This is a genomic window from Clostridium paraputrificum AGR2156 (genome assembly GCF_000424025.1).
In the GTDB taxonomy this organism is placed as follows: Bacteria; Bacillota; Clostridia; order Clostridiales; family Clostridiaceae; genus Clostridium; species Clostridium paraputrificum.
The window spans coordinates 67,285-85,786 of record NZ_AUJC01000001.1 but is presented as its reverse complement, the minus strand read 5'-3'; the positions used below and the strand labels follow the sequence as shown (position 1 = coordinate 85,786).

The following is an 18,502-nucleotide window of genomic DNA, read 5'->3' as shown; positions in this document are numbered from 1 at the left end:
CAAGTAGTAAAATTATAGGGATGCATATTTAATATTGGGAGGTTACAATGAAGAAAACACTTTATTTAATGAGACATGGACAAACTTTATTTAATTTAAGAAGAAAGGTTCAAGGTGCTTGTGACTCGCCTTTGACGCAAGAGGGAATTAGACAAGCAACCTTAGCCAAGGATTATTTTAAGGAAAATGGCATAGAATTTGATCATGCATATTCATCAACTCAAGAAAGAGCATGTGATACATTAGAGATAATTACAGATATGGAATATGTTAGACTTAAAGGGTTAAAAGAATGGAATTTTGGAACTTTTGAAGGAGAAAGTGAGGATTTGAATCCTAAGAATAGAAAAGGTGGAACCTATGGAGATTTTTTTGTCCAGTATAATGGTGAAGAAGATTTAGAAGTTCAAAAAAGAATGAATAAAACTCTTACAGAAATTATGAATAAGGAAGATCATGAAACTGTACTAGCTGTAAGTCATGGTGGTGCATGTTTTATGTTCTTAAGAAAATGGGAAGATATTTCTAAGAGAGAACCAATAAAATTTACTAATTGTTGTATTTTAAAGTTTGAATTTGAAGATAATGAGTTTAAATTTATAGAAGTTATTGATCCTTTAAAAAATGTAGTATAATAATTCTTAGAAATTAAGAGCCCTATAGCTTGTAATTTCTAAATATTATAAATGAGGGACATGATAATATGACAGTAGAATTAGAGAAATACTATAATAAATTTTGTGAAGATAAAAGATTAACTAGAAAGCATGGACAAGTGGAATATATAACATCTATGAAGTATATTCATGAATATTTAAAGGAAAATCAGAATGCCAAGATTTTAGATGTAGGTGCAGGGACTGGAAGATATTCTGTTCAACTAGCTAATGAAGGATATGATGTTACAGCGGTGGAACTTGTAAAGCATAATTTAGGTGTTTTAAAGTCAAAGGGAAGCACTGTTAAAGCTTATCAAGGAACTGCATTAGACTTATCAAGATTCTCAGAAAATACATTTGATATGACATTAGTGTTTGGACCAATGTATCATTTATATACAATTGAGGATAAAATAAAAGCACTACAAGAAGCTAAGAGAGTAACAAAGGTGGGTGGTGTTATCTTAGTAGCTTATTGTATGAATGAATATAGCATATTAACATATGGATTTAAAGAAAACCATATAAAAGAGTCTATTGCAAAGGGTAAGGTGAGTAAAGATTTTCATGTTATTTCAGAGCCAGAGGATTTATATGATTATGTAAGAATTGAAGATATTGATAAAGTTAATGAAGGTGCAGGAATAAAAAGAATAAAGCTGATATCCGCTGATGGTCCAGCTAACTATATGCGTCCAATTCTAAATTCTATGGATGAAGAAACATATAAACTTTTTATTGAGTACCACCTTTCAACTTGTGAAAGAGCGGATTTACTAGGCGCAAGTGCTCATACATTAGATATTTTAAGAAAAGAATAAGATATTATAAAATGACAGTATAAAAAAGTACTGTCATTTTTTATTATTTTGGATATTATGGTTATTATTAATTGTCAATTGATTTCTAAATACATACATTATTGTAATAAAATAAAAAGAATTAGATTAAATGCTTGATAAGTAAGAGGAATATGTATAAAATATTAATTAATAGAAATTATTAGCTAATAAAAATAGGCTAAATTGATTTTATATAAAGGGGGAGAAGGAAATGAATGTTTTAATAGGAATTTTAATTCCACTATTAGGTACATCATTAGGTGCGGCTGGTGTTTATGCCATGAAGAAAGAAATGAATAAGAAGATTAATAAAATACTTCTTGGATTTGCTTCTGGCGTTATGATGGCAGCGGCAGTATGGTCATTAATTATTCCTGCAATAGATATGTCTAGTGGAATGGGGAAGCTTTCTTTCGTTCCAGCAGCAGTTGGAGTAATGAGTGGAATTATATTTTTATTTTCTTTAGATAAAGTAATCCCACATCTTCATGTAGATAGTGATAAACCAGAAGGTACAAATAAATATAGTTTAAAAAAGACTACAAAGCTTGTATTAGCGGTAGTACTTCATAATATTCCAGAGGGGATGGCTGTGGGAGTTGTATTTGCATCAATCCTAAATGGAGGAGATACAATAACTCTTGCTTCTGCTTTTGCACTTTCTATAGGAATAGCAATACAAAACTTTCCTGAAGGTGCAATAATATCAATGCCTCTTAAAAGTGAAGGGTTAAGTAAAAATAAAGCATTTCTTTATGGTGCTTTATCAGGGATAGTAGAACCTATAGGAGCAGCAATCACAATAGCATTTTCTAGTATTATTACTCCTGTAATGCCGTATCTTCTTTCTTTTGCAGCAGGAGCAATGATATTTGTTGTAGTTGAAGAGTTAATCCCTGAAGCGGCAGAAGGAAATTCATCGGATATTAGTGCAATAGCTTTTTCTATAGGCTTTGTAATTATGATGATTTTAGATGTAGCATTATCATAGATAAGGAGGGTAAGCTATGAGATTGGTTATTATAAGACATGGAGAAAGTGAATGGAATAAATTAAACTTATTTACAGGGTGGAGTGATGTAGATTTATCTCCAGAAGGAAAAAAAGAAGCAATATTAGCTGGAAAAGCTTTAAAGGAAGAAGAAATCGATTTTGATGTTTGTTATACTTCTTATTTAAAGAGAGCTATCCATACTTTAAATTTAGTATTAGAAGAAATGAATAGAGATTGGCTTCCAGTTGTTAAATCATACAAATTAAATGAAAGGCATTATGGTGCATTACAAGGATTAAACAAAGCTGAGACTGCTAAGAAATATGGAGAAAAGCAAGTTAAAATATGGAGAAGATCATTTTCTGTAAGACCTCCAGTTTTAGATGAGACAAGCAATCAGAATCCTAAAAAGCAAGTACAATATAGTGGTATAAATAGACATGAATTACCCCTTTGTGAAAGTTTAGAAGACACAATAAATAGAGTTGTTCCTTATTTTAATAATGTTATAAAAAAGGACATGCTATCAGGCAAAAGAGTATTAATTGTAGCACATGGTAATTCAATAAGGTCACTAGTAAAATATTTTGAAAATCTTTCAGAAGAAGAAATATTAGAAGTAAATATACCTACAGGAATTCCATTAGTATATGAATTTGATGATGATTTTAGGGTTATAGAAAAGCATTATTTAGGTGATGAAGAGGAAATTGCAAAAAAGACTAATAGTGTATTAAATCAGGGGAATATTAAAAATAAGGAAATAGAGACCGTATAATAGTTATAGGAGGATGGGAGCAAATGAAATATTTTATTGTTGAAGGTATGCTTAAAGATTCTAGTCTAATTAATGATGATATTATGAAAAAACACATGGCTTATACCCAAAAAGCAATGGATAAAGGATTAATATTAATGTCTGGGCTAAAAGATGATATGAGTGGTGGAATATTTGTTATGAAAGCAGAATCTATTGAAGAGGTAGAGGGGTATTTGTCTGAAGAACCTTTTAAGGTTTTTGGTCTACAAGATTATAATGTTATAGAATTTTCTGTTCATTATTTCAACCAATTGCCTAATGAATGGTTTAACAAATAATATGTAAAAATATTAGAAAGAATAGATTGTTATTACCTTATAGAAATATCGTATTATTCAAAGATGAACTTCCTTCTGTTAAGTAGAGAAGGTGCAGTTCAAAATAGAAAATACGATATTTTTTTATTATAGTTATGATTATAATTAGAATTGTTTTCCTTGAATAGCCATTAAATATTTTAAATTGAAATAATTAATTTATTTATAGATAGATGCAAAAATAAATATTTATATATTTTTGTAAATATAACAATATAACAATATATAAATATATAGGAAAAAAGCTAGCTGAGTGGAATTTATGATGTAATCATCAGTAAGTAAGTGGTAAATGAGAAATTATGAGAGTCATTATGGTAAATGAAATGATTATTATAAAATTGAGAAGTTAGTGGTTAGTTTATAAAGATATTTAGTAGGACGTGAAAATTATAATTAATGAAGGTTAAATATATTTGAATATAGGAAATTTAGAATTAGTCATAGAGAACCGTGTCATAAGTAAGAGGGGATTTACGGATACACTTTTTGATTGTAAAAAGACAAAAAGGTACCACTAGCCATTGTTATGTGTCTAAAGGAAGACACGAAAGATGACTTTGACAGATTACTTTATGAAAAAGTCCATTTTAGAGGAATTATCTCCAAATACTTATACAAATCATATACTAAGAAAGAAATGATTTTGATTTAAAGTTTTTGGTAGCAATACAACTTAATGGAAAAAGTTAAAAAGAAATAATAGCTATTATAATCGAAAAATATATAACACATAAAGTGTAGTTTCTCTAATGTATAAAAGGTATTATTTACTACTGATACTGCACTATTAATAAGCGAAAATTTTACTAAAATTCTATATTTCATAAGGTAAATCACAAAAGATAAACTCCTACTTGTATTAAGGTTATACAGGTAAGAGTTTTTATTTTCTAGAAGGGAGAAATATATAATGAACTTTTTACACAAGTATTTTAAGAAATATTATAAGATGTTTTTTTTAGCGGTAGGATGTGTAATGCTTGAAGTTTTATGTGACTTACTTCAACCTACATTAACATCTATTATAATTGATGATGGTATTTCTACAAATGATATGAGTATGGTTTTAAAGTACGGATTTATAATGATTGGAGTAAGTATTTTTGGAGCCTTCATAGCTATCAATAGAAATAGAGTTGCAACTACAGTCGCTCAAGATTTTGGAGCAGAGCTTAGATTAGATGTATTTAATAAGATACAAAGTTTTGATTTTGACAATATAGATAAGTTTGAAAGAGGTTCATTAATAACAAGGTTAACAAATGATATAACTAATATACAAAACTTTATATATGGGTTAATGAGGATATTTGTTAGAGCACCTTTGCTAGCTATAGGATGCATAATAATGTCTATAAGGTTGGATTTTAAGATGGCATTAATAGTATTAACTATAGTTCCAATAGTAGGTGGATTAATATATTTAAATTTAAGGTATGGATATCCGTATTTTCTTAAGGTTCAAAGAGCTATAGATAAGGTAAATGGAGTTATTAGAGAGTATTTAAGAGGAGTAAGAGTTGTTAAAGCCTTTAATCGTTTTGATTTTGAGGAAGAGAAATTTGAAAATGTTAATGATGATCTTACTTGTAAGTCTATAGCATCTATGAGATTTATGGCTGTATTTAATCCTATAATTACACTTATAGTAAACATAGCAATAGCTATTATAATTTGGAGTGGAGCTAGAAGAGTAAATTTAGGAACTATACAAGTTGGTAAGATAGTGGCTTTTATTAATTATATGACGCAGCTTTTATTTGCATTAATGTCAACTACAATGATTTTCTCAAGTTTAATACGTGCGAAAACTTCATCAGAAAGAATTAATGAGATATTCTTAGAAGAAAATAATGTTAAAGAGGTAAAGGATAAAACTTATAATTCTTCAGAAAAAGGAAATATAAAATATGAAAATGTTACATTTTCATATAAAGGATTAAAAGGTGATCCTATAATTGATGATATATCATTTACTTTAGAAAAGGGTATGACATTAGGTATTGTAGGGTCCACAGGGAGTGGAAAAACTACATTAGTAAATTTAATTCCTAGATTTTATTATGCTAAATTAGGAAGAATATTAATTGATGGAATAGATATAAGAAAGTATACTTTTGAAGAATTAAGGGCTAAGATTTCAATAGTTCCACAAAAGACAGTGCTTTTTTCAGGAACTATAAAGGAAAATATAAGATGGGGCAAAGAGGATGCCACAGACGATGAAATAGTAGAAGTGTGTAAAATTGCAGATGCTGATTCTTTTATAAGTGGATTTAATAGAGGATATGATTCTATTGTTGGACAAGGTGGTTCAAATCTTTCAGGAGGACAAAAGCAAAGAATATCTATAGCGAGAGCGCTTATAAAAAAACCAGAGATACTAATATTAGATGATTCAACATCAGCATTAGATACTGATACTGAATATAGAATAAGAAAATCATTAAAGAAATATTCAAAGGATATGACAACAATATTAATTGCTCAAAAAATTTCTTCTGTAATAAGTGCAGATAAGATAATTGTATTAGATCATGGGAAGATTGTTGGAGAGGGTACCCATGATGAATTAATGAGTAATTGTGAAACTTATAAAGATATCTATAAATCGCAACAATAAGTGAGGGGAAGAAAATGTCAGGTGATAAGACTTTTACTTCAGGAAAATCTAAAGCAAGTAGGTTTATGAGTAACAATGAAAAGCCTAAAAACTTAAAAAATACATTATCTAGGTTATGGGGATTATTTGGAAGAGAAAAAAGATTTTTTATACTAATATTTTTCTTAATAGCAGCTGATACATTAATATTACTTTTAGTTCCTTATTTAATAGGGAAAGCTGTAGATGTCATATCAGTTGGTGTTAATAATGTAGATTTTACAGTTGTAAAAAGAATAATTTATATATTAATATCTGTTTATGTTATTGATAGTAGTATAAATCTTATTCAGGGACTTTCTATGGCTGGTATCTCTCAAAGAATAGTAAAAAATATAAGAAAGGGCTTTTTTGACAAACTTCAAAAATTGCCTACATCATATTTTGATGGTAATTTAAATGGAGATATTATGAGTAGATTAACTAATGATATAGATAATATTAGTACTACAATATCATCTTCAATATCAACTCTTATGAGTAGTTCAATAAGTATAATAGGTTCATTAATAATGATGATTGTATTAAGTCCTATATTAACTATAGCAGGACTTATTACTGCGCCATTAGTTCTTATATTATCAAAAACCATTGCTAAGAGAACTAAGATATATTTTAAGGAACAACAAGTTGCTTTAGGAAATTTAAACGCACATATTGAGGAAAGTATATCTGGCTTAGAAGTTATTAAGGCTTTTAATCATGAAGAAAAAATAAAATCTGCCTTTGAAGATTTAAATAGAGATTTAAGGGTAAAGGGATATAAGGCACAAATTTGGACTGGATATTTAATGCCACTAATAAATGTAATAAATAATTTTGGATTTGCAGTAGTAGCTTTATTGGGAGGGATTTTAGCTGTTAGTAATATGATAACAATAGGTATAATTGCTTCATTTATAAGTTATAGCAAACAGTTTGTAAGGCCTTTAAATGATATTGCAAATATATTTAATACCCTACAATCAGCATTAGCAGGGGCAGAAAGAGTATTTGAAGTATTGGACCAAAAGGAAGAAGTAGAAGACAAGAAAGCATGTAAAAAATTAAAAAATGTAAGAGGAAACGTAGAGTTTAAAGATGTAAGTTTTGGTTATAATGAGGATAATATAGTATTACATGATATAAGCTTTAAGGTTGAGGAAGGTAAATCTTTAGCAATAGTTGGTGCTACAGGATCAGGGAAAACTACAATAGTAAATTTATTAACTAGATTTTATGAAATAACTGAAGGATCAATAACTATTGATGGGGTTGATATAAGAGATTATTCAAGAGATAGCTTGAGAAGCAACTTTGGGATAGTACTTCAAGATACCTATTTATTTTCTGGAACAATAAAGGAAAATATTATGTATGGAAAAGAGGCTGCAACAGATTTAGAAATAATATCTGCAGCAAAAATAGCCAATGCTCATAAGTTCATATCAAGGCTACCAGAGGGGTATGACACAGTCCTTTCAGAAGGTGGTAGCAATTTAAGTGCAGGAGAAAAGCAATTATTAGCTATAGCTAGAGCTGTATTATCAAATCCTTCAATATTAATATTAGATGAAGCTACTAGTAACGTAGATACTAGGACAGAGCTTAGAATTCAGCAAGCTATGTTGAATTTAATGAAGGGGAGAACAAGCTTTATAATAGCTCATAGATTAAGTACCATAAGAGATGCAGATAGTATTATGGTTATAGAAGATGGAAGGATAATTGAACTTGGAAGTCATGAGGAACTTATTGCTAAGGGTGGAAAGTATTATAATTTATATACTCTTAATAAGATAGGATAAATATGTTTATGTAGATATCACAGAGTGTAAATAGAATTATTTATAAAACAAAAAGTAGGAGTAGTGAATTTGCTGCTCCTACTTTTTGTTTTCATTTATGTTATAATGAGAAATGATTTTAGTCACAGTTTAAGGGGGTAAATATGTTACTAATGATAGATAACTATGACTCTTTTGTGTATAACTTAGTAAGATATTTTGAAGAGCTAGAAGAAGAGTTAGAAGTGGTTAGAAATGATAAGATAAATATAAATAATATAGATTTAAATAAATATAGTGGAATAGTTATATCTCCAGGACCTAAAAATCCTAAAGAAGCAGGTTTATCTTTAGATATAATAGATAAATTTAAAGGAAAGATTCCCATATTAGGTGTATGTTTAGGGCATCAATGCATTGGACACTATTTTGGTGGGGAAATACTTAAAGGCAAGGAGCCTGTCCATGGAAAGCTTAGCTATATAACTCATAATAATGAAGGAATATTTGAAGGTATTAAAAATCCTCTAAGGGTTACAAGATACCATTCCTTAGTGATATCAAAGGATAATCTCCCTTGTGAAATAAAGGTTACAGCAGAAACAGAAGATGGGGTTATAATGGGAATAGAGCATAAAAGCTATCCAATTTTTGGAGTGCAATTTCATCCTGAGGCAGAGCTAACAGAGGATGGTCACAAGATGCTACATAACTTTATAAAGGAGTGTAAGAGGTTTAAGAATGGTAAACTTTAAGATAGAAGAATTAGAAAAATATTATGATCCGTTTCATACATATAGGCTTTTTAAGGATTTTAAGGAAAGTATATTTTTAGATAGCTCTAAGGAGGACATGGAATTATCTAAATTCTCGTTTATAGGTATAAACCCAATTTTGAATTTTAGGTCACAAGGAAATTCAGTTTACATAAATAATGAAAAGATAGAGTCAAATGATCCCTTTTCATGCTTAGAGGAGATAATGGAAAGATTCAGTTTTAAGGGAGAAAGTCATCTTCCTTTTATAGGTGGGGCGATAGGGTATTTTTCTTATGATATAGGTAGGATTTTAGAGGATTTGCCTAATACATCTAAGGAAGATTTTTTAATACCTGATAGCATTTTTAACATATATGAAAACTTAATTATATTTGATTTATATAATAAGAAAACATATATTACTGAGCTTGGATACATAGAAAATAGTACTAGATTGATTTTAGAGAAACTAAAGGAATATAGGGAGTTTGAAGAGGTAAGATTTGAGGAGAGTAACAATACCTTTTACTCAAATTTTGAAAAAGAAGAATATGAAGACGCTATAAGAAAGCTTAAAGATTACATCAGAAGTGGTGATGTTTATATAGCTAATATGACAAGAAGAATATGGTGTGAAAACACTTCTCCTTCTTTTAAAATATACGAAAAATTAAGAAGTATTAATAAAGCTCCTTTTTCAGCATATATGAACTTTGAAGATTTTCAAGTGATAAGTTCATCACCAGAAAGGTTCTTATCTGTAGTTGATGGAAAAGTTCATACAAGACCAATAAAAGGAACAAGACCAAGGGGGAAAAATCCTAAAGAAGATAAAGAGAATAAAGAGGCTCTTATAAATTCAAAGAAGGATAAATCAGAGCTTTTGATGATAGTAGATTTAGAAAGAAACGATTTAAGTAAGGTGTGTACTCCTCATTCTGTTAAAGTAACAGAGCTATTTAAAATTGAAGAATATGCAACTGTATTTCATTTGGTTTCTACAGTAGAAGGAAGATTAAAAGATGGGGCATCTTCTATTAAGTGCATAAAGGAGTGTTTTCCAGGGGGGTCAATTACTGGAGCACCTAAAATAAGAGCTATGGAAATTATAGAGGAGCTTGAAGGTCTTAAGAGAAATCTTTATACAGGTTCTATTGGGTACTTTGATATCCGAGGAAACTGTGATTTTAATATAGTAATAAGAACAATAATTAAAAAGGATAATAGGGCTTACTTTGGTGTTGGAGGGGGAATCACTTGGGACTCAAATCCTGAGGATGAATGGTTTGAAACAATTGACAAAGCAAAAGCCTTAATGAAGGTGTTATAATGAGAGAAATAGTTTATAATAGTGACAAAATTCTATTGGATGAAGGTACTTTCTTTGGACAAGGACTTTTTGAGACTATTCTTTGTTTAGATAAGCCTTTGTTTTTAAAAGAACATCTAAATAGGCTTGAAGAAAGTATGAAGAGTTTAGAGTTAGAAACTTTAGAGAAGAAAGAGCTTCTTGATTTTTTAGAAAATATAAATATAAAAAATAAGGTGTTAAAGATTTTAGTTACTCCTAAAAATATTATTATTACTGAAAGGGATAATCTTTATACAAGTGAGGATTATAATAGGGGGATGACCTTAAGGGTTTCAGAGGTTAGAAGAAATTCCACATCAAAAATGACCAAGATAAAGTGGAATGGATATATAGAGAACATCATTGAGAAGAAGGAAGCTATAAAAAATGGATATAATGATGCTTTATTTCTTAATGAAAAAGGTTTTGTTACAGAAACAAGCTGTGCTAATATATTTCTAATAAAGAATGGTGTTCTTTTAACACCTAAAATTGAAGATGGACTTCTAGGTGGTATAATTAGAGAGTGGATTGTAAGTAATTTTAATGTAATAGAAAAGAGTATTACTTTAGATGAACTTTACCATAGCGATGAAGTTTTTATTACCAACAGTTTAATGGGAGTAATAAAGGTAACAGGAATTAATGATAGAGTTTTTGAACAAGGGGATTTAACAAATATGATAAGCAGTAAACTAGGAGGGTTAATAAATAATGGTAGATAAGGAAAAAATAAAAGAAGGTGTAAAACTTATATTGGAAGCTATTGGAGAAGATACTAACAGAGAAGGTCTTATAGAAACTCCAGATAGAATAGCTAGGATGTATGAAGAAATATTTTCAGGAATAAATGCCACAGCAGAGGAACACTTAAAGAAGACTTTTGAAGTTGATAGAGATGACCTGGTTTTAGAGAAAGACATAACATTTTATTCAATGTGTGAGCATCATTTAGTTCCTTTCTATGGTAAGGCTCATATTGCATATATACCAAAGGGCAGAGTGGCCGGGCTTTCAAAGCTTGCAAGAACAGTAGAAACTTATGCTAAAAAACCTCAGCTTCAAGAAAAGTTAACTTCAGAAGTAGCTGATGCTTTAATGAAGTACTTAAATGCAGAAGGGGTTATGGTAGTTATTGAGGCAGAGCATATGTGTATGACTATGAGAGGGGTTAAGAAGCCAGGTACTAGAACTCTTACAACTACTTATAGAGGATGCTTTGAGGAAAACTATAATCTTAGAAGAGAAGTTTTAGATTTAATTCAAAGATAGGAGATTTAAAGACTTTGGATAAGGTTAATGAGATATTAAATAATAAAGATTACAAGGTTTATTTAGAGGAACTTAGTGAGCTAGAAAAGGAAAGAGTATTTTGTAATCATACCATAGAGCATTTTTTGGATGTTTCAAGAATTGCGTACATAAGAGTTTTAGAAGAGGGGCTTAAGTATTCTAAAGAGGTTATTTATGCAATTGGGTTATTACATGATATTGGAAGAGTTTTAGAGTATAAAGAAGAAATTCCACACCATGAAGGTAGTGTTATAATAGCTAAAGATATTTTAAAGGAAACTAGCTTTACAAAAGAGGAGAAGAATGAAATTTTAAAAGGAATAGAGAATCATAGAAAAGATAGTGTTGATGAGTTATCTAGAATTATATATGAAAGCGACAAGCTGTCTAGAAATTGTTTTTCGTGTAAATCTGAAAAAGATTGTTATTGGAGTAAAGAGAAAAAGAACTTTAAAATAAAGTATTAGAGAAAGGTATGAGGAAAAATGAAAATAGGAAATAAGGAATTTAACTTAGGTGAAAGAACTTATGTAATGGGAATTTTAAATGTTACACCTGATTCATTTTCAGATGGAGGGAAATTTAATGAGGTTGAACTTGCAGTAAAGCATGCAGAAGAACTTATTAGAGATGGAGCTGACATAATAGATATAGGTGGAGAATCTACAAGACCTAACTTTGCACCAGTAGGGGTTGAAGAAGAAATAAATAGAGTTGTGCCAATAATTAAAGCTATTAAGGAAAAGTTTGATATTATAATTTCTATAGATACATATAAGGCTAGAACTGCTGAAGAAGCAATAAAGGCAGGGGCAGACATTATTAATGATGTATGGGGATTTAAAAAAGATAAGGAAATGGCAAAGGTTGCTGCAAAGTACAATGTTCCATGTATCTTAATGCATAATAGGGAAGATAAACCTTATACTAATTTAATGAATGACATAATTATGGATTTAGCTGAAAGTATAGATATTGCACTTGAAGCAGGTGTAAAGAGAGAGAACATAATATTAGATCCAGGAATAGGCTTTGCTAAGACTTATGAAGAAAATCTAATTGTTATGAATAACTTAGAAAAGATAAAGAATTTAGGGCTACCAGTATTACTTGGAACATCAAGAAAGTCTATGATAGGATTAACTTTAAATTTACCTGTTACAGAAAGAGTTGAGGGAACAGTTGCAACTACTGTAATTGGAATAATGAAAGGTTGTGAATTTGTAAGAGTTCATGATGTTTTAGAGAATAAAAGGGCTTGTGTTATGACTGATGCAATACTTAAAGCGAAATAAGGTGTATAGAATGGATAAGATATATTTAAAAAACGTTGAGATATTTGCTAATCATGGGGTTTTTAAAGAAGAAAAAACTTTAGGGCAAAAGTTTATTTTAGATTTAGAATTAACTTTGAGTTTAGAAGAAGCAGGAAGAACTGGGGATTTAACTAGGTCAGTTCACTATGGTGAGCTTTGCCATGGTATAGAAAAAGAATTTGTGAAGGAATCGTATGATCTTATAGAAACAGCGGCGCAAAAGGTAGCAGAGTTTACTTTGTATAATTATCCCTTAGTTAAAGAGGTTAAGGTAACTTTAAAAAAACCTTGGGCACCAATAGGAAGACATTTAGATTATGCAGCAGTACAGATTGAAATAGGATGGCATGAAGCATATCTTTCAATAGGAAGCAATATTGGAAATAAGGAAGAAAACTTACATAGAGCAATAGAGTTAATAAATTCTTATAAGGAAATAGAGGTTGAAAAGGTATCTTCTTTCTTAGTAACAGAGCCTTGGGGCTACTTAGATCAAGAGAAATTTGTAAATGCTGCTTTAAAACTTAAGACAATTCTTTCACCACAGGAACTTATGAAGGTTCTATTAGATATAGAACAGGAAATGAAGAGAGAAAGAATAATTAAGTGGGGCCCAAGAATCATAGATTTAGATATTATTTTCTATGATAATTTAGTGTTAGAAGATGAGTTGGTTACAGTTCCACATCCAAGAATGGAAGAAAGAGAATTTGTATTAAAACCTCTTAGTGAAATATGTGGTAATAAAGTACATCCACTTCTTAAAAAGAGAGTATTTAGATTATTAGAGGATATAGAAAAAGAAAACTGCTAGAATAGGCAGTTTTCTTTTTTGATGTAGATATAACTATAATTTTTTATGTTGTAGCTTGTTTATAAGCATCTTTTACTATTTCACATATATAGTAAAGTTCATTTGTTGGGATTGTTATATTCAAGTTATCAGTTAATTCTTCTAGCGCCCTGTTTGTTACGTTTACATACTTTTCATTATTTATAATATAGCTAGACATTTCTTCTTGAGGGGTTAAAATAAAGTCTTTAAGAAAAATTCTTTCTATAGCACAGGATAAATGAATAAAGATTTTTGTTATGCTAGAGTTTGTTAATACAATTTCTAAATTCTTTTCGATAGCATTTATAAAGTTAAAGACAAGTGGTTTTATCTTGTATGCTGAGAATATAGTTAAATACTTGTCTACAGCATCACAAGTAATATTTATTGCTATATCTTTTGTTAAGGTTGTAACTATTTTATTTTCAGTATTTTTATTTTGTACTCCTATTAAAGAAAGAAGTTTATTAACACCATTATGCAATACGATATCCTCCAAAGATATAAATGGAATATCGTTTGTATCTGGGTTTATACTACCTACAATAGCTATTGTTTTCTTATCAATAGATGTTCGATGTATTATGTCTCTAAGTTGAGTCTTACTTTCTAAATTTAAAGGAATTATTTCTATATCATAAATATTATTATCTTTTAATATATTCTTTAAGTTGTAATGAAGGTAGTTTGCCACGCCTTCACCTGAATTACAAACAGTATATATTAACCTCTTTTTATTTATTGAAAGGTGGTTCTCTATTTTTTTATTAAAGCTATAAGAAAGTTTGTTATTCATTCCTATTAAATCATGAAGAATATCATCCATATCACTCTTTAAAAATATGGACTTCCGAATAGCTTCGATAACTAATAATATATTAGTTGAATTAACAGTTACAATATTTATTCCAGTTTTCTCTTTTATGACTTCATCAAGAGTAGTTAGTGACCCCATATCAGCAAATAAAATTAATCCTCTTTTAAAGGTTCCTGGTTTTAATTTTTCTAAGAATAGAGGTAATATCTTACTTGCATCCTCAGTAAGAGGCATATCAATAGCTAAAGCAAAATTAATGCTAAGTAAGTCGTTAGCAACATCTGCTATATTACTAGCTAAAGAGTCTCCATGGGCGGCTATCATAATACCTACAGAATCAAAATTTTCTTTAGATTTTAAGGAATCTATTATAATCATTAGATTGTTAAGTTCTTCAGTTGGACAGTATATATTAAATTTAACTTCAAGAGTTTTAACAATCTTTTTGCAAACTGATTGAATTTCTAAAGGTATATCCAATAAGTCTGTAGTTTTAGAAATTTGTTTAGTATCACTATTGTAGTCTTTTAAATTTTTAAGATATAAAGCAAGTGCTGCATATGAACTTCTATCAATTACAAGATTTAAATCATCATATAAAATATCAGATAGAGTGGATATTATTTCTGATGTTTCATCATCTAAAAAATCTGGATACATTTTTTGTAATGTAAGATTTTTTGCAATTAGTTGGGTATAATCAGAAAAAGTTTTCTTAATATCTACATTATCCTTTCCTAAGATGTTTAATTGATTATTATAGAATTTTACAAAGTCATATGTTGGTGTGGGAGCCGTTTTAAAGATTTGGCTTCCAGGTGAAAATTTATATTCATTTTTATCTAAAAGAAGTTCAACTTTTTGTCTAGTTGAGATTTCTATGTTAGATAGAGTGTTGTTAGTATAAAGTGGCAATGAATCTTTGGTTATATGAACTTTATCTAAGTTGTTGAGTCTACTATCTAAATATGATCTAGCAACGGATAGTTGAATGTCACTTGCTAGTTGACCGATATTTCCATGAGGATTATATAGCATTAAGTCTGATAAACAGTTTTTATCAACATGTATAGGCATATTTATTTTTTTAGACTCAGCACTATATAAATTGTTAACTAGCATTAGTTTTTCACTTAAGGTTCTCTCTTTAAGACTAGGAATTCTTATTGATGATGGTATTCTCCTTAGGAATGTAGTAAGCAACATAGAGTTAGGATTTTCTGTCGTAGCTGCTATTATTAGAACCTTAGCAGTTCTCTCAGAGGAAGTTTCTCCAAGTCTTCTAAATTTTTGTTTATCAATATATAAGAAGAGCATTTCTTGCCCCTCTGGAGGAAGTCTATGGATTTCATCTAAAAATAAAACCCCACCATCAGCTTCTTCTATTAACCCTTTTTTGTCAGTATCTGCGCCAGTATATGCTCCTTTAACAGTACCAAATAATTGAGCAACTAATAGATTTGGATTATTAGCATAGTCGGCACAGTTAAATACCACAAAAGAGGAGTTTTTGCTAAACACATTATTTTGTACACCATACTCATACATGATTTCGGCAAATAGACTTTTACCAACACCAGACTCTCCAAGAAGTATAGTATGAAGTCCATTAGGATAAAGTATTGATGATTTACCTAACTTTACTATACCTGCTAAACTATGATTTGAACCTATTAATTTGTTAAAAGGATCTAAGTTATTAGTATTACTAACTTCTTTCTCATTTGAATAATCTAAAATTGGAACTAAATCTGCTAAAGAAGAGCATTCTAGACATTGGTCTTCTAAAAGGATTTGAAATATATTCTCAAAGCGCTCTCTGTCAAAATACTTAGTTGGTTTTCCTTTGATTTTTATAAGTAAACCATCTTTATAAAGTTTATTCAAATCTGAAGAGGCATTATTTCTAAGTATACTAAGTTTTTCAACTATATCTAAAGAGGAAATTCCTAAAGTTGGATTTTCTTTTATATCATTAATAGTAACGTTTTCACAAAAAGCCTCAATATGATTTTTTATGACATCAATTCTTAACACCCTAATCTACCTCCTAAAAGAAGAATTCTTAATTATAAGTGATAGATGTCTAAATTTATCTAAGGAATATGAATAGAAGTTATAGTAAGCTTCACAGAAATAATTAAGATTATCATTTTGGTTCTCTCTGTGACGTCTACAACCACCTCGACAAATTAACATATATTTGCAGGATTTGCATTTAGTACTTATTTCGGTGGATTCCTTTAAAAAGTTAATGGTTCCTTCATTTTTATGAATGTCGTCAAAGGAGTCTTTAAGTATGTTTCCAATATTGTAATTCTCGTAGGTATAAAAGTCACATGGATATACTGAACCATCACTTTCAATAATATGTTGACATGAGCATACTCCTCTCATATCACAAGCTTCGTAATCTTTATTTAAGAATAGTCCTAATATATTATCAAATAATCTTATGCTTACATAATTATTGTTTAATGCATCCTTATACCATAGATCAAATGTTTTAATGAGAAATTCTTCATACTCTTTAGGTGTAAGTGAATATTCTTCTAAAGTCATAGAAGTATTTTCTAAGGGTTCTAAACAAGGATTAAATTGAATGTATTTAAAGTTATTTTTTTTGTAGAAGTTATAAATGCCTTCAACTTTTTTACACAAAGCTGAGGTTATAACAGTAAGAATATTAAAGTCAACATCGTATTTTTTTAGTATAGTAATACCTTTATTGACGCTATTAAAACTACCATTATTTTTATAATCAAGTCTGTTTAAATTATGAATATCCTTATTTCCATCTAGAGAAATACCAACAAGAAATTTATTTTCTTTTAAGAATTCCCCCCATTCATCATTCAGTAGTGTACCGTTTGTTTGAATTGAGAATGAGAAGCTTGTACTATTGGTTATTTCTTTAGTGTATTTGATAAGCTCTTTATAAAATTCTAGGCCCACAAGAGTAGATTCTCCTCCTTGAAAACCTATAGAACAATGACCACCATTACAATAGTCAGTAGCTTTTAAAACGATTTCTTTAAGAGTAGAAAGTGGCATAAAGCCATAGTCTTTTATATCTCTTGCATCAGCAATAGAGTGATAGAAACAGTATTTACACTTTAAGTTACATTTACTAGATGACGGTTTTATCATTAAGCTTAAATTTCTTTTCATTTTTTAACCTCCCATATTAAATAAATACTGAAAGAATATTATAGAAATTTAATATAATTAATGCTATTAATACTACGTTAAATACTTTTAGAATGGTTTCGCTTGAATATAGCTTATTAAGCCTAGAACCTATTATTCCTCCTAGGATTCCACCCACAACCATAAATGGTAGCATACTTAAGTCAAATCCACTGAAACCAGAAGAAGTTGCAACGGTTACTAGCTTTGAAGCCTGAGAAAATAATATAGTTATTATTGAATTAACAGCTGCCTCCTTTGTATTCATTGAGAAGAATATTGTAAGAACACAAACATTTATTGGTCCTCCTCCTATGCTTAAGAAAGATGCTATTGCTCCTAAAAGCAACCCTATTGCTATACATGCTAAAGAATTTTCTATATGGTAGCTTTTAAATTTGTCTTTATTATTCATGTATATGTATACAAGAATTAGTAGTGTAGCTAGTACAAAGTTTTGTATTATTGTAACTGTTATTGGTTGCATTAAGGTTAAAATGAACTTTACTAGTTTTTCTCCTATAAGACCTCCAAAGATTGAACCTATACCAATAAGCACAGTTTTTCTTACTTCAATTTTGAATTTATAACGTATTTGCTTGATTATGGAAACTATAGCCATAGAAAAAACAGTGAATGACGATAATACACTTATTGTTGATAAGTTATAGTCGCCTAAGAAATCTAGAATGGGTTTTATTATTACCCCGCCACCAAGACCTGCCATTGAACCTAGGGTCGTAGCCCCTAAAGCAATAAATAAGTAAAGTAAATTCATTTGTTTTTCCTCCAATTCTAACTTTTGTAAAAAGCCTATACTATCTATATTAATTTCAATTTCTATAATTTTCAAGCAGATTTCAAACTTATTAGAAAATAA

Annotated in this window: 17 protein-coding genes; 14 read left to right on the top strand and 3 right to left on the bottom strand. The window is 29.4% G+C overall.

Translation table 11 applies throughout. The features are described 5' to 3' along the window. Window positions 1-47 precede the first annotated feature (47 nt). The 14 genes from G594_RS0100440 (at window position 48) to folK (ending at window position 13,595) form a co-directional block, all read left to right on the top strand. Complete coding sequence (locus G594_RS0100440) at window positions 48-635, top strand: histidine phosphatase family protein (RefSeq protein WP_027096745.1); 588 nt, start codon at window positions 48-50, stop codon at window positions 633-635. Between the two features lie 68 nt (window positions 636-703). After that, window positions 704-1,480 (top strand): class I SAM-dependent methyltransferase, encoded by a 777-nt coding sequence (locus G594_RS0100435; protein ID WP_027096744.1) that lies wholly within the window; start codon window positions 704-706, stop codon window positions 1,478-1,480. A gap of 232 nt (window positions 1,481-1,712) precedes the next feature. Then, window positions 1,713-2,492, top strand: coding sequence for a ZIP family metal transporter (locus G594_RS0100430; protein ID WP_027096743.1), 780 nt, complete (start codon window positions 1,713-1,715; stop codon window positions 2,490-2,492). A gap of 16 nt (window positions 2,493-2,508) precedes the next feature. Then, the gene (gpmA, locus tag G594_RS0100425) at window positions 2,509-3,273 is read left to right on the top strand and encodes a 2,3-diphosphoglycerate-dependent phosphoglycerate mutase (RefSeq protein WP_027096742.1); all 765 of its coding nucleotides are present in this window, start codon (window positions 2,509-2,511) and stop codon (window positions 3,271-3,273) included. Window positions 3,274-3,296: 23 nt separating this feature from the next. Next, a complete protein-coding gene (locus G594_RS0100420; protein WP_027096741.1) occupies window positions 3,297-3,593 on the top strand; it encodes a YciI family protein in 297 nt (98 codons plus the stop codon). Between the two features lie 952 nt (window positions 3,594-4,545). Beyond that, window positions 4,546-6,258 carry an ABC transporter ATP-binding protein gene (locus G594_RS0100415; protein WP_027096740.1) on the top strand — a complete coding sequence of 571 codons (1,713 nt, stop codon included), beginning with the start codon at window positions 4,546-4,548 and terminating at the stop codon, window positions 6,256-6,258. 14 nt (window positions 6,259-6,272) lie between these two features. Beyond that, window positions 6,273-8,084, top strand: a complete 1,812-nt coding sequence (locus tag G594_RS0100410; RefSeq protein ID WP_034865781.1) for an ABC transporter ATP-binding protein — start codon at window positions 6,273-6,275, stop codon at window positions 8,082-8,084. A 143-nt stretch (window positions 8,085-8,227) separates the two neighbouring features. Then, complete coding sequence (locus G594_RS0100405; RefSeq protein WP_027096738.1) at window positions 8,228-8,818, top strand: anthranilate synthase component II; 591 nt, start codon at window positions 8,228-8,230, stop codon at window positions 8,816-8,818. After that, window positions 8,805-10,151 (top strand): aminodeoxychorismate synthase component I, encoded by a 1,347-nt coding sequence (gene pabB / locus G594_RS0100400; RefSeq protein WP_027096737.1) that lies wholly within the window; start codon window positions 8,805-8,807, stop codon window positions 10,149-10,151. The genes G594_RS0100405 and pabB overlap by 14 nt, the downstream gene beginning before the upstream one ends. Next, window positions 10,151-10,897, top strand: a complete 747-nt coding sequence (locus G594_RS0100395) for an aminotransferase class IV (protein ID WP_027096736.1) — start codon at window positions 10,151-10,153, stop codon at window positions 10,895-10,897. Before pabB ends, G594_RS0100395 begins: the two co-directional genes overlap by 1 nt. Continuing rightward, window positions 10,887-11,444, top strand: coding sequence for a GTP cyclohydrolase I FolE (gene folE, locus G594_RS0100390; RefSeq protein ID WP_027096735.1), 558 nt, complete (start codon window positions 10,887-10,889; stop codon window positions 11,442-11,444). Before G594_RS0100395 ends, folE begins: the two co-directional genes overlap by 11 nt. 14 nt (window positions 11,445-11,458) lie before the next feature. Continuing rightward, a complete protein-coding gene (locus G594_RS0100385; RefSeq protein WP_027096734.1) occupies window positions 11,459-11,932 on the top strand; it encodes an HD domain-containing protein in 474 nt (157 codons plus the stop codon). A gap of 18 nt (window positions 11,933-11,950) precedes the next feature. Then, on the top strand, window positions 11,951-12,760 hold the full coding sequence (gene folP, locus G594_RS0100380) for a dihydropteroate synthase (protein ID WP_027096733.1): 810 nt from the start codon (window positions 11,951-11,953) through the stop codon (window positions 12,758-12,760). A 10-nt stretch (window positions 12,761-12,770) separates the two neighbouring features. Then, window positions 12,771-13,595, top strand: a complete 825-nt coding sequence (gene folK / locus G594_RS0100375) for a 2-amino-4-hydroxy-6-hydroxymethyldihydropteridine diphosphokinase (RefSeq protein ID WP_027096732.1) — start codon at window positions 12,771-12,773, stop codon at window positions 13,593-13,595. A 43-nt stretch (window positions 13,596-13,638) separates the two neighbouring features. Here the strand turns inward: folK and G594_RS0100370 are convergent, their stop codons facing one another. Genes G594_RS0100370 through G594_RS0100360 form a run of 3 tightly spaced genes read right to left on the bottom strand, consistent with a single transcriptional unit; the run spans window position 13,639 to window position 18,400 of the window. After that, window positions 13,639-16,470, bottom strand: coding sequence for a sigma 54-interacting transcriptional regulator (locus G594_RS0100370; RefSeq protein ID WP_027096731.1), 2,832 nt, complete (start codon window positions 16,468-16,470; stop codon window positions 13,639-13,641). A gap of 6 nt (window positions 16,471-16,476) precedes the next feature. Continuing rightward, window positions 16,477-17,604 (bottom strand): anaerobic sulfatase maturase, encoded by a 1,128-nt coding sequence (locus tag G594_RS0100365; protein ID WP_027096730.1) that lies wholly within the window; start codon window positions 17,602-17,604, stop codon window positions 16,477-16,479. A 16-nt stretch (window positions 17,605-17,620) separates the two neighbouring features. After that, window positions 17,621-18,400, bottom strand: a complete 780-nt coding sequence (locus tag G594_RS0100360; protein WP_027096729.1) for a sulfite exporter TauE/SafE family protein — start codon at window positions 18,398-18,400, stop codon at window positions 17,621-17,623. Window positions 18,401-18,502 lie beyond the last annotated feature (102 nt).

Bases quoted from the DNA above. Each gene is read 5' to 3' on its own strand.
- G594_RS0100440 (WP_027096745.1), top strand. From the start codon at position 48: ATGAAGAAAACACTTTATTTAATGAGACATGGACAAACTTTATTTAAT.
- G594_RS0100435 (WP_027096744.1), top strand. From the start codon at position 704: ATGACAGTAGAATTAGAGAAATACTATAATAAATTTTGTGAAGATAAA.
- G594_RS0100430 (WP_027096743.1), top strand. From the start codon at position 1,713: ATGAATGTTTTAATAGGAATTTTAATTCCACTATTAGGTACATCATTA.
- gpmA (WP_027096742.1), top strand. From the start codon at position 2,509: ATGAGATTGGTTATTATAAGACATGGAGAAAGTGAATGGAATAAATTA.
- G594_RS0100420 (WP_027096741.1), top strand. From the start codon at position 3,297: ATGAAATATTTTATTGTTGAAGGTATGCTTAAAGATTCTAGTCTAATT.
- G594_RS0100415 (WP_027096740.1), top strand. From the start codon at position 4,546: ATGAACTTTTTACACAAGTATTTTAAGAAATATTATAAGATGTTTTTT.
- G594_RS0100410 (WP_034865781.1), top strand. From the start codon at position 6,273: ATGTCAGGTGATAAGACTTTTACTTCAGGAAAATCTAAAGCAAGTAGG.
- G594_RS0100405 (WP_027096738.1), top strand. From the start codon at position 8,228: ATGTTACTAATGATAGATAACTATGACTCTTTTGTGTATAACTTAGTA.
- pabB (WP_027096737.1), top strand. From the start codon at position 8,805: ATGGTAAACTTTAAGATAGAAGAATTAGAAAAATATTATGATCCGTTT.
- G594_RS0100395 (WP_027096736.1), top strand. From the start codon at position 10,151: ATGAGAGAAATAGTTTATAATAGTGACAAAATTCTATTGGATGAAGGT.
- folE (WP_027096735.1), top strand. From the start codon at position 10,887: ATGGTAGATAAGGAAAAAATAAAAGAAGGTGTAAAACTTATATTGGAA.
- folP (WP_027096733.1), top strand. From the start codon at position 11,951: ATGAAAATAGGAAATAAGGAATTTAACTTAGGTGAAAGAACTTATGTA.
- folK (WP_027096732.1), top strand. From the start codon at position 12,771: ATGGATAAGATATATTTAAAAAACGTTGAGATATTTGCTAATCATGGG.
- G594_RS0100365 (WP_027096730.1), bottom strand. From the start codon at position 17,604: ATGAAAAGAAATTTAAGCTTAATGATAAAACCGTCATCTAGTAAATGT.
- G594_RS0100360 (WP_027096729.1), bottom strand. From the start codon at position 18,400: ATGAATTTACTTTACTTATTTATTGCTTTAGGGGCTACGACCCTAGGT.